Origin of the sequence: Caballeronia pedi (assembly GCF_001544915.2) — a bacterium.
Classification (GTDB): domain Bacteria; phylum Pseudomonadota; class Gammaproteobacteria; order Burkholderiales; family Burkholderiaceae; genus Caballeronia; species Caballeronia pedi.
Map to the genome: position 1 here is coordinate 230,331 of NZ_FCOE02000006.1, position 13,380 is coordinate 243,710.

The following is a 13,380-nucleotide window of genomic DNA, read 5'->3' on the forward strand; positions in this document are numbered from 1 at the left end:
CGTAACCCCCGTTGTCGATTTGCCGTGTTCGATTAGTCGGGCGTGAGGCATGCGTCCGACGCGGTTCTTCAGGCGCTGCGATGTTCTTGGTGCCGATGGGTTGCGCTTGGCTTTTCTGATCTTAGAAGAGACCGCCCGTTTTTCCCAGCTTGGAGATTGTCTCAATGCATGATGTCGATTCGACTCGCACAACGCACCGTTCTTTGCGTTTGAACAATGAATAGCATCTTTTTGAGACGAGCAATGACTTTGTGCCCATCCGCTGTGGATTGCAGATCATCGCTTTGAACAGTCGATCGAATTATTTCAGGACAAGCGATGGATCGCGGACCGCTCATTTGAGACCGAGCCGCTTCGCCAGCCGGTTGAGATTCGCGCGATCCATCCCGAGCTCGCGCGCGGCCGATGCCCAGTTCTGATCGTGACGCTTGAGCGCGTCGAGGATGAGCGTGCGCTCGTACGCGCTCACCGCGTCGCGGAAGTCGGTGCCTGGCGCGGGCAACGGCGGCGCGGGCGCGATCGCCGGTGTGCCGGGTGCGCCGTCGCCGGACAGCGTGAGATCGTCGGCGGTCAGCGTCAGGATGCGCGGACGCTCCCGATGCGCCGCCAGCGCCTTCAACGCGCTGCGCCCGATCAGATGCTCCAGCTCGCGCACGTTGCCGGGCCAGCGATACGCAAGCAGCGCGGCCTGGGCATCGGCGGACAGACGCAGACTCAGCAGGCCGAGACGCGAACGGTTCTCTTCGAGGAAGTAGCCCGCGAGCAACAGTACATCGCGGCCACGCTCACGCAGCGGCGGCACCACCAGCGGATACACCGACAGCCGATGATAGAAATCCGCCCTGAACCGCCCCGCGCGCACTTCCTCGGCAAGATCGCGATTCGTGGCGGCGATCAGCCGCACGTCGACCTCGTGCTCGCTATCCGAGCCGATGCGCTGCAACTGGCCGTTCTGCAGCACGCGCAGAAGCTTCGCCTGCACGGGCAGCGGCAGTTCGCCGACTTCATCGAGAAAGAGCGTGCCGCCATCGGCGAGTTCGAACTTGCCGCGCCGGTCCGACGACGCGCCCGAGAACGCGCCGCGCACATGCCCGAAAAGCTCGCTTTCGACCAGCGTATCGGGCAGCGCCGCGCAGTTCAGGCTGACGAGCGGCTTGTCGGCGCGCGGCGAGAGCGCGTGGATCTCGCTCGCAACGAGTTCCTTGCCGACGCCCGTCTCGCCGGTGATGAGCACGGTGAGATCGCTCGACGCGACGATCGCGATCTCCTCCTGCAAACGGTTATGCGGCGCGCTGCTGCCGATCATCTCGCGCCGCCGCGGGCCGCTCGCCTGCCGATACACCTCCGCGCGCTGACGCTCGGCCTCGCTCGTTTTCGACAGCCTGTCGATGCGCTCGGCCACGCTCACGGTCGCCGCCGCGAGGCTCAGGAAGGCTTGCAGCGACGCCATGTCGATGCCGTCGAAGCGCGCGGGATCGAGCGCGTCGAGCGTCAGCACGCCCCATGCGTGCCCGTTGATGAAGAGCGGGCAGCCGAGGCAATCGTGCACCTCCAGATGGCCGCTCACGCCTTTCACGAGGCCATCGTAGGGATCGGGGAGATCGGAGCTGGCGGCGAAGCGCGTCGGCTCTTCGCGCGCGAGAATGCGCGCGAAACGTGGATGCTCGCTCACCCGAAAGCGCCGCCCGAGCGTATCGCTCGACAGGCCATCGATGGCAAGCGGCACCAGCGTGTCGCCGTCGAGCCGCAACAGCGCGGTGGCGTCGCCGGGAAAGAGCGCGCGCAGCGTGTGCAGCAAACGCCGGTAGCGCTCGGTGTCGGGCATCTCGCTCGACAGGTCCTCGATCAGCGGAACCAAGGCGTCGAGCAGCACCCGTGAAGTCATTGCGACTACGTAGGCAGTCCTTTTGACTAGAGTCGAATCGACCATATGCGAAATTAACTGATTGATTTATCGACGATTCTACTCTGGCACGGTTCGTGTATGAGAAGTTGCCGAAGACTTTCGATGCGGAAGCGCCCCGCTTCCGCCCATCACACGAGGAACCGAAGCATGCTGTCAGCAGAACACCGCGCCATCGTCAAGGCAACCGTCCCCCTCCTGGAAAGCGGCGGTGAAGCGCTCACCCGGCACTTCTACAACAAGATGCTCACCGAGTACCCGGAAGTGCGCCCGATGTTCAACCAGGCGCATCAGGCCAGCGGCGCGCAGCAGCGCGCGCTCGCCAACGGCGTGCTGATGTACGCGCGGCATATCGATCAACTGGAGAAGCTCGGCGGGCTCGTCGGCCAGATCATCAACAAGCACGTCGCGCTGAACATCCAGCCGGAACATTATCCGATCGTCGGAAGTTGCCTGCTCGCGTCGATCCGCGAAGTGCTCGGCGAGGAGATCGCGACCGATGCCGTCATCGACGCGTGGGCCGCCGCTTACGGGCAACTCGCCGATCTGCTGATCGGGCTGGAGGAAGGCATCTACAGCGAGCGCGAAAAGGCGCCGGGCGGCTGGCGCGGCACGCGGCGTTTCGCCGTCGCGCGCAAGGAAAAGGAGAGTGACGAAATCGCCTCGTTCTATCTGGTGCCCGAAGACGGCGGCGCGCTGCTCGACTTTCATCCGGGGCAGTACATCGGCCTGCGTGTGCTCATCGACGGTGAGGAACTGCGCCGCAATTACTCGCTGTCCGCCGCGCCCAATGGCCGCGAATATCGCATCAGCGTGAAGCGCGAAGCGAATGGCAAGGTGTCGAACTTCCTGCACGAAAACGTGGGCGAACGCGATGTGCTGGAGCTCTATCCGCCCGCGGGCGATTTCAAGCTCGAGCAAAGCGAGAAGCCGCTCGTGCTGATCAGCGGCGGTGTGGGCATCACGCCGACGCTCGCGATGCTGCAGGCCGCGCTCGAAACCAAGCGTCCGGTCCACTTCATTCACTCGGCGCGGCACGGCGGCGTGCACGCGTTCCGCGCGGTCATCGAGGATCTGGCGGCGCGCCATCCGCAGCTCAAGCGCTTCTACTGCTATGAGCACAAGCGCGACGGCGATCACGAAGCGCACGGCATCGGCTTCGTTGATGAAAAGCTGCTCGACACGTGGCTGCCGAAGAACCGCGATGTCGACGCGTATTTCCTCGGACCGAAGGCGTTCATGAAGGCCGTGAAGAAGCATCTGAAGGTGCTCGGCGTGCCCGAGGCGCAGAGCCGCTTCGAGTTCTTCGGCCCGGCTGCGGCGCTCGACTGATTGCGCGGGTAGCGCGGCGCTTTCCGACCCGCGGTGCAGTCGGCCGCGGGTTTTTTGCGCGCCCGCGCAGCATCGAAGATGTCGTCTTGCTGGTCACCTGAAATTTCCAAAAACCGGTCATTTCAAATAGCCGCCTGAACGCCTAATCTTCTCTTGCCGCGCCGATATGGCGCACTTTTCGAACCCAGTCAAAGAGGATACTTCAATGCAACCCCGTCTCGACTTCTACAAAGCCAGCCCCGCCGCAATCAAGGCGCTCGTCGGTGTCGAAGAGCGCATCGCGAAGTCGGCGCTCGAAAAATCGCTGACCGAACTGGTGCGGCTGCGCGCATCGCAGATCAACGGCTGCGCGTTCTGCGTCGACATGCACACGACCGATGCGCGCAAGGGCGGCGAAACCGACCGGCGTCTGGCGACGGTCGTCGTGTGGCGCGAAACGCCGTTCTTCACCGATCGCGAGCGCGCCGCGCTGGAGTGGACCGAAGCGCTGACGCTCGTGTCGCACGATCACGTGCCCGACGCCGTCTGGGAAGCCGTGAAGCCGCATTTCAGCGATGAGGAAATCGTCGACCTGACGCTGCTCGTCTCCGCGATCAATAGCTGGAACCGCTTTGCGATCGCGTTCCGCAAGACGCCGGCGTGAGGACATCGACATGAGCATGCGCAAGATTCTCGTCGTCGCGGCCGCGCTGATGCTCGGCGCGGCCAACGCCGGCGCGCACGACACGCAAGGCGCGGAGGTCGTCACGCCGGTGATGAAGCAGGCGATTCCGGAAGCCGCCGGCAAGAACGTGCTGATGGCAACGGTCTCGTACAAACCGGGACAGGCGTCCGAAGCGCATATGCATCCGGGGTCGATTTTCGCGTACGTGCTCGAAGGCCATGTGACTTCGCAGCTCGAAGGCTCGGCGGCGAAGACGTATGGTCCGGGCGAATCGTGGTACGAGCCGCCGGGCGCGCATCACGTCGTATCGAGGAATGCGAGCGCGACGAAGCCCGCGAAGCTGCTCGTGTTCGCGGTCGTCGGCGAGAACGATCCGGTCAAGCAGCCGATTCCGCACTGACCGGGTCGATGTTTTCAACGTGAGGATGTCATGAAGATCGCAGAACCGAACGCCGTTTTCGTTGCCGCGCCAGAAGGGCGCAAGCCTGAACATCGGCGGCGCCTTGCGCTGTTCGATCTCGGCTTTCGCCCGTTTTATCTGTGCGGCGCGGCGTTCGGCGCGCTTGCCCTGACGATCTGGCTACTCGTGCTCGCGGGCGAGCCGCTCTTCGGCGGCTATCTGTTGCGCGCGGACCCGATCGGCTGGCACGCCCATGAAATGGTGTTCGGCTTCGCGGCGGCGATCGTCGTCGGCTTCCTGCTGACGGCCGTGCGCGCGTGGACCGGGCGCGACACCGCGAGAGGCGCGGCGCTCGCCTCGCTCGCACTGCTTTGGCTCGCGGGCCGCGTGCTCGTGTGGAGCGGACCGGCGCTGCCGGCTGCGGTCGTCGACAGCGTGTTTCTGCCCGTCGCGGCGCTTTTGCTGTTGCGCGTGCTCGTGAAGGCGGGTAACCGGCGCAACTATTTCATCGCCGTCGTGTTGCTGGCGTTCGGCGCGCTGAACGCCGCCTTCCATACCTTCTCGATCGATGCGCGCCCCGATCTCGCGATGCGCGCCGTGTACGCATCGGCGGGCATCGTCGTGTTGCTGGTCAGCGTGATCAGCGGGCGCGTGATTCCGATGTTCACCGCCAACGCGATCCCCGGCTTCGTCGCGCGACGCTGGCGCTTCGTCGAACTGACGGTCGCGCCGCTCACGCTGGCGGCGTTCTTCGCGGACGCCTTCGCGCTCCATGCCGCGATCGTCGCGCCGCTCGCCTTGCTGGCGTGCGGCGTGCATCTCGCGCGGATGATCGGCTGGCGCTCCCATGCGGTGCGCGGACGCCCTATTCTCGCGATCCTGCATCTCGCGTACGCATGGCTGCCGCTCGGCTTCGCGATGCTCGCGCTATCCGCCCTCGGATCGGCACGCGTGCCGCACAGCCTCGCGATGCACGCGTTCGCAGCCGGCGCGATCGGCGGCGCGATCATCGCGATGATCACGCGCACCGCGCGCGGACATACGGGCCGTCCGCTCGTCGCGGACAGGCGCGATGTCGCGTGTTACGCGCTCGTGATGGCGGCGGGCGCGCTGCGCGTGCTCGGGCCGCTCGTCGCGCCCTCGTGGCATTCGACCTGGATCTTCGCCGCAGGCATCTGCTGGGTCGTCGCGTTTGCGCTGTACGTCGCCAGCTACGCGGCCCCGCTTTCCCGGCCACGCGAAGACGGCAAGCCGGGTTGATGCGGCAACGGCTTTTGACATCCGAATGCGCGGCTTCCGCGACAATCGCGTCCGCTCTCCCCCATTCCGATGTCGCCATGAAACACCTTCGTCTTCTTTGCGCCGCTGCCCTGCTCGTCGGCGCCTCCCTCACACTTTCCGGCTGCGGCCTGTTCGGCTGCAGCGGCTTCGCGAGCAACGGCGGCGGCTTCGGCGGCTGCAGCGTCGGCACGCGGTTCTGACCGCGCGGTCCCTGCGCATGCAGGGCTCACTTCGTCTATCTCCTGAATAATCGCGCCGCCCCCGCGCGTGCCGGGTTTGCCCGCGCGCCGCTCGCGAGGACACTACGTTCATTGGGCAACCGTCGGCGGCAGTTCACACCGACATCGACTGGAGATAGGCATGAACGCTCACGTAAGTCTGCTTCTTCTCGCTCTCGTAGCGCCGGCCTGCGCGCCGGCCTTCCGGGTGTGGGTCGCCAGCATCGACGCATGCGTGCCGCGCCTCGCCTGTTGCGCCGTGCATCGCGGCGCGTCCAATCCGAGGCGGCATCTGCTCTCGTTCCGTGCGTCGCCTTAGTGCGCGGCGGCGTTGAACGCCCATCCTGCTGCCGCGGGATCGCTCGAAATCACGGGGATAAGGGAGCGAGGAGACCACCTGCCGGCGGCACGATAAAACGCGCATCCGCATGCGGAAAGCGCGAGCTCGATAACTAGAAACGGGCGACACGCCGGGTCGCCCGCCCAGGCCCCTATCACGCCCTGAACATCATTCCTTCACGGTCGAGTACGACGACATGTCCAGCGATGCAGCACGCGCATGCTTCTGCGAATGCGCATTGCGCATCGGCTTCAGCACGAAGAGCGCGAGCAGCGCCGATATCGCCGCCATGCCCGCCGCCAGCATGAACACCGCGTGCCAGCTTCCGGTCATCGACGTGATGACGCTCGAGAACGGCACCAGCAGCGCGGCCGTACCCTTCGCCGTGTACAGCAGACCCGCGTTGGTCGCAGCGAACTTCGGTCCGAAGGTGTCGCCGCACGTCGCCGGGAAGAGGCTGTAGATCTCGCCCCACGCGAAGAACACGATGCCGGTCAGCACCACGAAAGCCACCGGATTGTGCCCATACTTCGACAGCATGACGATGCCGACCGCCTCGATCGCAAACGCGATGAACATCGTGTTCTCCCGCCCGATCCGGTCCGATACCCAGCCGAAGAACGGCCGCGTCAGCCCGTTGAGCACGCGATCGATGGTCAGCGCGAAGGTCAGCGCGGGGAGCGTCAGACCGAGCAGCGACACGGGCGAATCGTGCAGGCCGAAGTCCTTCGCGATCGGCCCGAGCTGCGCGGTCGCCATCAGGCCGCCGGCGGCCATCATCACGAACATCAGGTACATGACCCAGAAGATCGGCGAGGCCAGCACCTGCTTCGGGCTCGCGTTGTAGACCGCCGTTTTGACGGCGCTCTTCACCGACGCGATCATCTTCTCGGGCGGCGCAAACAGCGCCATGCCGAGCAGGAACACGACGAGCCCCTGGCCGAGACCGAACCACAGGAACGTCGCTTCATAGCCGCTCGACTTGATCATGTGCGCGATCGGCACGACGGTCGCCGCCGAGCCCATTCCGAAGCCCGCCGCCGTGATGCCCGCGGCCAGTCCGCGGCGCGCCGGGAACCACTTGAGCGCATTGCCGACGCACGTGCCGTACACCGCGCCCGCGCCGACACCGCCGACCGCCGCCGCGAAGTACAGCAGCGGCAGCGACGACGCCACCGAGTTGAGCGCCCACGCGATCGCGCATAGCAGCCCGCCGCCGACCACGACGGGCCTGGGCCCGTATTTGTCGACGAGATAGCCTTCCACCGGTACGAGCCAGGTTTCCGTCACGACGAAGATCGTGAACGCCACCTGAATGGCCGCGCGGCCCCAGTGATACTTCTCGTCGATCGGATTGACGAAAAGAGTCCAGCCGTACTGCATGTTGGCGATCATCGCCATGCAAATCACGCCGAAAACCAACTGCACCCACGGCGACGCCAGGCGCGACACCTTGTCTTCGCGGCCCATCTGGTTCATTCCCATGCCTGTCTCCTTGGCAAGCTTGCCTTGTGTATTCGGACGCCGAACGGCGCCTCCTGCGACGCGTTTTCATGTCGCGCCGCATATACACAGTATGTGATATATCAAGTAAGTCAAGCGAAAGAAATGACGGGGTTTTCACTTATGAAAGCTTTCAGCGTAAGCGCATGAAAGCTGCAGTGCACCTGCTTTGCGCAGACAAAAAAAAGCCCGGCAGAGACAGGCCTGCCGGGCGATGAGCGTGGCGAGACATGGCAATCCGCAACACGCACCTTCTTTATAAATGAAAGTTAAACGTAATGTAAACTGGTATTTTTGTAGGGTTTACGCTGCGGTGCTTCTCGCGGTTTTAGAAGACGTTGACCGGCACGTTGACCATCAGGCGATACACGTTGCTCGTGCCATCCGGATAGTACGCGCTGTTGCTGTGATGATGCATGTAGTAGAACTTGACAGACGTGTTCTTGAACTTGCCGTCCGGGATCGTATAGCTTGGAATCACGCCGATTTCGTAGTGCGTGCCATGGAGCGGTTCGCCGTTGATCACGTAGTTGGCGGCCTGCGCGGTGCCGCTGTTGGCCATCGTGCTGCCGTCGGCGCCCCAGCCATAAGCACCCCACATCGTGAACTTCAGGCCCGGTACGCCGTAGTCCTTCATGTTCAGCGAATACGACAGGCTCACGGATTTTTCGTGCGGCTGGTTGTAGTCCACATCGAGTGAATTCGAGAGGTAATCGCCCGCCGACTGGCCCATGTAGTCGAAGGTCTGATCGCTCACGATCTGCTGGAACGCGAACTGCACTGTGTGCGCGCCATGCGTGCCGGCGAGCGCCAGCGAGTACGCGTTGTTGGTGATCGAACCCTGCCGCTTGTCGCCGATCGCGCCCGTGTAGTAGTAGTTCAGCGAGCCCGTCCAGCGGATGCTCTTTGGATCGCCGATGCTCTGCGTCGCCGTCAGGTAGTACTGCTGCCACACATCGTTCGCGATGCTGCCGTAGAGCGTGACCGCCGTGTCGTCGCCGCGGGTCCAGTCGCCGCCGAAGTACGTGAATCGTGAGACGTGCGTGCCGCCGTATTCGGTCGTGAGACCGGTAACAGTCGTCATGCCGCGCGCGATGACGCCATCCACCGTGCCGGCCTTGAGCGTCAGGTTCTTGATCTCGTCGCTCGCGAGCGAGAAGCCGCGATAGGTCGGCGGCAGCGCGCGGTTGTCGTGCGGCACGAGGAACGGGTTGTCGAAGAGTTGCTGACCGTATTTGAGCACCGTATTCGACACGCGCGCCTTCACGTCCCACACGCCCGGATACGCCCACGCGAGCTGATTCGATCCGCCGCCGTCCGTGCCGACGTGCACGCGATTGCCCGCGCCATTGCCGCCGTTCAGCTTGAACGCGCCGAACAGCGATACATCGCCGCCCAGCCCGATCAACCCCTTCGTATAGCCCGATTCGAACACCGCCTGCGCGCCGAGCACCCAGGCGTCCTTCTTGCCCGCGCCCTTGAACTCGTCATGTTCGGTGAAGGAACGCGCGAGGATATTCAGATGCGAATCCTCGACGAAGCCCTTCGATTTCGCCTGGCTGCTCACCGGCGCGTCCGCTTCGGTATTGGGCGGCGAATCCGGCGGCGCCTCGGTGTGGCGCGAAGGCGGCTGGGCATCGGTTTCATCGGCTTGCGCGGTGACTGCGGCAGCCATGAAACCGCTGAACAACAAAATCGATAGCGCGAGTGAACGTTTTTGTTTTTTCACGAAAAAAATCTCCACTTTCTGATTCAACTTCTAACGGCTTGATCGAAACTAAGGATTGCGAAAAGCCTCACCCGGCGGCGCGAATGAAGCGTCGAGGTGTACAGGCGGATTGGCAAACGGGGCAACAGAGGCGGCGCGGCCGCCTCATGGGTCAGTGTGATTTATTGCGGGGGAATCGTTTCCTCGAGTGTCGTGGGTTTTTTATCAGCGCGGCAGGCCGTTCACGCAAACAGGCACGCCGCGGACGAATCGCTCCCGAGCGTGCGCAGCGCGGGCACTTCGCGCGAGCAGCGCGCCTGCGCCATCGGACAACGCGTATGGAACACGCAGCCCGAAGGCGGATCGATCGGGCTCGGAATATCGCCCGACAGGATCTGCACGGTCTTCGCGCGCTCGACCGCCGGATCGGGCACCGGCACCGCCGACAGCAGCGCGCGCGTGTACGGATGGCGCGGCGTGTCGTAGAGCGCGTGCTTGTCCGCGAGCTCCATTACGCGGCCGAGGTACATCACCATCACGCGATCGGAGATGTGGCGCACCACGGCCAGATCGTGCGCGATGAAGATGAGCGCCAGCTTCATCTCCTTCTGCAGCGACTTGAGCAGATTGACGATCTGCGCCTGGATCGACACATCGAGCGCGGATACCGGCTCGTCGCAGATGACGAGCTTCGGCTCGACGATCAGCGCGCGCGCAATGCCGATGCGCTGGCACTGGCCGCCCGAGAACTCGTGCGGATAGCGGTTGATCATCTGCTCGCGCAAGCCCACCTTGGCCATCATCGCGCGCACGCGTTCATCGATTTCCCGCTTGTTCATGCCCGGCCGATGCTCGACGAGCGGCTCCGCGATGATCTGCCCGATCGTCATGCGCGGATCGAGCGACGCGAGCGGGTCCTGAAAGATCATCTGCACATCGCCGCGCACGCGATGCCATTCGCGCGTCGATGCGCCCGACAGCTTCGCGCCCATCCATACGATGTCGCCGGCGGTGGCAGGAATGAGGTTCAGGATCGCGCGCGACAAGGTGGATTTGCCGCAGCCCGATTCGCCGACGACGCCGAGCGTCTCGCCCGCCTTGAGATCGAAGCTCACGCCGTCGACCGCCTTCAATGTGCGGCGCGGCGCCCACGGCAGGCGGTTCTTCGGCTTCACCTGAAAATGCACGCGCATGTCGCGCACGGAAAGAATCGTCGCGTCAGACATGGCTCGTTTCCTTCGTGATCTGATGAACCGGACGATGACAGGCCCGAAGCCAGCCCGGTTCGACGGCCTTCAGCGCTGGCGCATCGACGGCGCATTCGCCGTTGGCGTCCGCGCAGCGTTCGTGGAACGGACAGCCCGCCGGCGGCTGCGCCATGTTCGGCGGATTGCCGGGGATGCCGGTCAGCTCGCCGCCGTCGTGGTCGAGTCGCGGCAATGCGCGCAAAAGACCGATGGTGTACGGATGCGAGGGCTTCGCGAACAGCGTGGCCGCATCGCACTGCTCCATCACGCGGCCGCCGTACATCACCATCACCTTTTCGCACAGCCCGGCGACGACGCCGAGATCGTGCGTGATCAGCACGATCGACGTGCCGAAGTCGTGCTGCAAATTGCGCAGCAGTTGCAGAATCTGCGCCTGCACGGTGACGTCGAGCGCGGTGGTCGGCTCGTCGGCGAAGAGCACTTCGGGCTCGCACAGCAAGGCCATCGCGATCATCACGCGCTGGCGCATGCCGCCCGACAACTCGTGCGGATACTGCCCGATGCGATGCGCCGCCTCCGGAATGCGCACGGCTTCCAGCATCGAGATCGCGCGCTTCTTCGCTTCGCGGCGCGTGACGTTCTTGTGCAGCTCCAGCACTTCGGTCATTTGCCGCTCGATCGTCAGATACGGATTGAGCGAGCTCATCGGGTCCTGGAAGATCATCGAGAGACGATTGCCGCGAATGCGGTTCATCGCGCGATCCGACAGGCCGATCAGATTCTCGCCGCGATACATCGCGCGGCCGCGCGCGCGCCCGTTCGATGCGAGCAGCCCCAGCATCGCGAGCACGCTCTGGCTCTTGCCCGATCCCGATTCGCCGACGATGCCGAGCGTCTCGCCCTCTTCCAGCGTGAAGTTGACGCCGTTCACCGCGCGCACGGCGGCGTCGTGCGTCCTGAATTCGACCTGCAGGTCATTGACTTCGAGTAGCGGCATGGCTCACCTGTCCTTCGGATCGAGCGCGTCGCGCAGCCCGTCGCCGACAAAGTTGATGCAGTAAAGCGTGATGGACAACAACGCCGCCGGGAACAGCAGAATCCACGGCGCGGATTCCATCACGCCGACCCCGTCCTGAATCAGCACGCCCCAGCTCGTCATCGGTTCCTGCACGCCGAGACCGAGAAACGACAGCACCGATTCCGTGAGAATGACGCCGGGCACGGTCACGGTCGTGTAGATCGCGACGATGCCGAGCAGATTCGGCACCACGTGCCGCGCGATGATGCGCCGCGTCGGCACGCCGATCGCGCGCGCCGCCTCGACATACTCCTTCGAGCGGATCGAGAGCGTCTGGCCGCGCACGACGCGCGCCATGTCCATCCACGAGAAGATCGTGATGGTGATGACGACGAGATAGAACTCGCGGCCGAGCAGCGTCACCATCAGGATCGCGATGAGCAGATACGGAATGGCGTACATCATGTCGACGATGCGCATCATCGCGTTATCGACGCGCCCACCGACGAAGCCCGCGATCGCGCCCCACACGATGCCGAGCGTGACCGACGTGAGCGTGGCGAGCGCGCCGATCATCAGCGACACGCGTCCGCCGATCAGACAGCGCACCAGCAGATCGCGGCCGGTGTCGTCGGTGCCGAAGAGGTGCCAGTTGTCGAGCGTGGGCGGCGTGCTGGTCGCGTTCCAGTCGGTGGAATCGAACGCGTTCGGCAGGAGCCACGGCCCGATGATGCACGCTAGCGTGATCACCACGAGCAAGGCTGCGCTCACGACGGCGGCCTTGTTGCGCAGGAAACGCGCGCGCGCGTCCTGCCACGGGCTGCGGCCCGCGACCGCCTTTTCGAGCATGGGTGCAAGAGAAGCAGATTTCATCGCGCGCCCTCTCAGTAGCGGATTTTCGGATCGAGCCATGCGTACGCAACGTCGACCAGCAGATTGAGCAGCACGGCGACCACCGTCACCAGCACGACGAGGCCGAGCACGAGCGTGTAATCGCGATTGGCCGCGCCGTTCACGATCAGCTTGCCGATTCCCGGCAGCGAGAACACCGATTCCGTGACGACCGCCGCCGTGATCGACGAAATGGCGAGCGGCCCGATCACCGAGACGACCGGAATCAGCGTCGGCTTGAGCGCGTGGCGCAGCACGATGGTGCGCATCGGCAAGCCCTTGGCGCGCGCGGTGCGGATGTAGTTCGTGTTCAGCACCTCGATCAGGCTCGCGCGCGTTACGCGGCCAACCGTCGCGACGTTGATCATCGCGAGCAGCGCGATGGGCAGCGCCATGTAGCGCGACTGGAAGTCGTTCCAGCCGCCTGCGGGCAGCCACTTCAGCAGGATCGCGAAGACGAGAATCAGCACCGGTCCGAGCACGAACGACGGAAACGCATTGCCCGCGTTGCTGACGAGCATGAGCGCGTAGTCCGCGATGCTGTTACGGCGCAGGGCCGCCGTGCAGCCGAGCGCGACGCCGGTCACGATGGCGAGCAGCATCGACACGCCGCCGATCGTGAGCGACACCGGCAGCGCGCGCAGCACGAGGTCGTTCACGCTCCAGTCGGCATAACGGAACGACGCGCCGAGATCGCCGTGCAGAAGGCCGTTGAGATAGAGCAGGTACTGCTTCCACAACGGCTCGTCGAGGTGATACTTCGCCTGCAGGTTCGCGAGCACTTCCGCGGACACCTTGCGCTCGCCGTCGAACGGACCGCCCGGCGTCGCGTGCAGCAGCAGGTAGCAGATCGTCACGACGATCAGAAGTGTGGGCAGCGTGAGCAGCACGCGCCGCAACGTGTAGGACCACAT

Annotated in this window: 13 protein-coding genes; 5 read left to right on the forward strand and 8 right to left on the reverse strand. The window is 64.4% G+C overall.

The window, feature by feature from the left end:
* Positions 1 to 334: 334 nt before the first annotated feature.
* Complete coding sequence (norR, locus tag AWB80_RS12070; protein ID WP_061174881.1) at positions 335 to 1,930, reverse strand: nitric oxide reductase transcriptional regulator NorR; 1,596 nt, start codon at positions 1,928 to 1,930, stop codon at positions 335 to 337.
* Positions 1,931 to 2,053: 123 nt separating this feature from the next.
* Between norR and hmpA the strand changes: the two genes are divergently transcribed.
* The 5 genes from hmpA to AWB80_RS44365 all read left to right on the forward strand — a co-directional run bounded on the left by hmpA (position 2,054) and on the right by AWB80_RS44365 (position 5,780).
* Entirely contained in the window at positions 2,054 to 3,235 is a 1,182-nt protein-coding gene (hmpA, locus tag AWB80_RS12075; protein ID WP_061174882.1) for an NO-inducible flavohemoprotein, read from the forward strand.
* A 205-nt stretch (positions 3,236 to 3,440) separates the two neighbouring features.
* Positions 3,441 to 3,878, forward strand: a complete 438-nt coding sequence (locus AWB80_RS12080; RefSeq protein WP_061174883.1) for a carboxymuconolactone decarboxylase family protein — start codon at positions 3,441 to 3,443, stop codon at positions 3,876 to 3,878.
* A gap of 10 nt (positions 3,879 to 3,888) precedes the next feature.
* On the forward strand, positions 3,889 to 4,299 hold the full coding sequence (locus AWB80_RS12085) for a cupin domain-containing protein (RefSeq protein WP_061174884.1): 411 nt from the start codon (positions 3,889 to 3,891) through the stop codon (positions 4,297 to 4,299).
* 30 nt (positions 4,300 to 4,329) lie between these two features.
* On the forward strand, positions 4,330 to 5,559 hold the full coding sequence (locus AWB80_RS12090) for an NnrS family protein (protein ID WP_061174885.1): 1,230 nt from the start codon (positions 4,330 to 4,332) through the stop codon (positions 5,557 to 5,559).
* Between the two features lie 77 nt (positions 5,560 to 5,636).
* Entirely contained in the window at positions 5,637 to 5,780 is a 144-nt protein-coding gene (locus tag AWB80_RS44365; RefSeq protein WP_167390448.1) for a hypothetical protein, read from the forward strand.
* Positions 5,781 to 5,913: 133 nt separating this feature from the next.
* On the opposite strand, the gene AWB80_RS43930 is transcribed toward AWB80_RS44365, so the two are convergent.
* The 7 genes from AWB80_RS43930 to oppB all read right to left on the reverse strand — a co-directional run bounded on the left by AWB80_RS43930 (position 5,914) and on the right by oppB (position 13,380).
* The gene (locus AWB80_RS43930; RefSeq protein ID WP_160147433.1) at positions 5,914 to 6,090 is read right to left on the reverse strand and encodes a hypothetical protein; all 177 of its coding nucleotides are present in this window, start codon (positions 6,088 to 6,090) and stop codon (positions 5,914 to 5,916) included.
* Between the two features lie 216 nt (positions 6,091 to 6,306).
* Entirely contained in the window at positions 6,307 to 7,623 is a 1,317-nt protein-coding gene (gene oxlT / locus AWB80_RS12095; protein ID WP_087131215.1) for an oxalate/formate MFS antiporter, read from the reverse strand.
* 346 nt (positions 7,624 to 7,969) lie between these two features.
* Positions 7,970 to 9,370: an OprD family outer membrane porin gene (locus tag AWB80_RS12100; protein ID WP_061174976.1), complete on the reverse strand. Its 1,401-nt coding sequence runs from the start codon at positions 9,368 to 9,370 to the stop codon at positions 7,970 to 7,972.
* A gap of 221 nt (positions 9,371 to 9,591) precedes the next feature.
* Positions 9,592 to 10,575 (reverse strand): murein tripeptide/oligopeptide ABC transporter ATP binding protein OppF, encoded by a 984-nt coding sequence (gene oppF, locus AWB80_RS12105; protein WP_061174887.1) that lies wholly within the window; start codon positions 10,573 to 10,575, stop codon positions 9,592 to 9,594.
* Positions 10,568 to 11,554, reverse strand: a complete 987-nt coding sequence (locus AWB80_RS12110; protein WP_061174888.1) for an ABC transporter ATP-binding protein — start codon at positions 11,552 to 11,554, stop codon at positions 10,568 to 10,570. The genes oppF and AWB80_RS12110 overlap by 8 nt, the downstream gene beginning before the upstream one ends.
* A 3-nt stretch (positions 11,555 to 11,557) precedes the next feature.
* Positions 11,558 to 12,448 carry an ABC transporter permease gene (locus AWB80_RS12115; RefSeq protein ID WP_061174889.1) on the reverse strand — a complete coding sequence of 297 codons (891 nt, stop codon included), beginning with the start codon at positions 12,446 to 12,448 and terminating at the stop codon, positions 11,558 to 11,560.
* Positions 12,449 to 12,459: 11 nt separating this feature from the next.
* On the reverse strand, positions 12,460 to 13,380 hold the full coding sequence (gene oppB / locus AWB80_RS12120; RefSeq protein WP_061174890.1) for an oligopeptide ABC transporter permease OppB: 921 nt from the start codon (positions 13,378 to 13,380) through the stop codon (positions 12,460 to 12,462).

Coding starts and splice junctions, on each gene's coding strand:
- norR (WP_061174881.1), bottom strand. CDS start 1,930: ATGGTCGATTCGACTCTAGTCAAAAGGACTGCCTACGTAGTCGCAATG.
- hmpA (WP_061174882.1), top strand. CDS start 2,054: ATGCTGTCAGCAGAACACCGCGCCATCGTCAAGGCAACCGTCCCCCTC.
- AWB80_RS12080 (WP_061174883.1), top strand. CDS start 3,441: ATGCAACCCCGTCTCGACTTCTACAAAGCCAGCCCCGCCGCAATCAAG.
- AWB80_RS12085 (WP_061174884.1), top strand. CDS start 3,889: ATGAGCATGCGCAAGATTCTCGTCGTCGCGGCCGCGCTGATGCTCGGC.
- AWB80_RS12090 (WP_061174885.1), top strand. CDS start 4,330: ATGAAGATCGCAGAACCGAACGCCGTTTTCGTTGCCGCGCCAGAAGGG.
- AWB80_RS44365 (WP_167390448.1), top strand. CDS start 5,637: ATGAAACACCTTCGTCTTCTTTGCGCCGCTGCCCTGCTCGTCGGCGCC.
- AWB80_RS43930 (WP_160147433.1), bottom strand. CDS start 6,090: ATGCCGCCTCGGATTGGACGCGCCGCGATGCACGGCGCAACAGGCGAG.
- oxlT (WP_087131215.1), bottom strand. CDS start 7,623: ATGGGAATGAACCAGATGGGCCGCGAAGACAAGGTGTCGCGCCTGGCG.
- oppF (WP_061174887.1), bottom strand. CDS start 10,575: ATGTCTGACGCGACGATTCTTTCCGTGCGCGACATGCGCGTGCATTTT.
- AWB80_RS12110 (WP_061174888.1), bottom strand. CDS start 11,554: ATGCCGCTACTCGAAGTCAATGACCTGCAGGTCGAATTCAGGACGCAC.
- AWB80_RS12115 (WP_061174889.1), bottom strand. CDS start 12,448: ATGAAATCTGCTTCTCTTGCACCCATGCTCGAAAAGGCGGTCGCGGGC.
- oppB (WP_061174890.1), bottom strand. CDS start 13,380: ATGTGGTCCTACACGTTGCGGCGCGTGCTGCTCACGCTGCCCACACTT.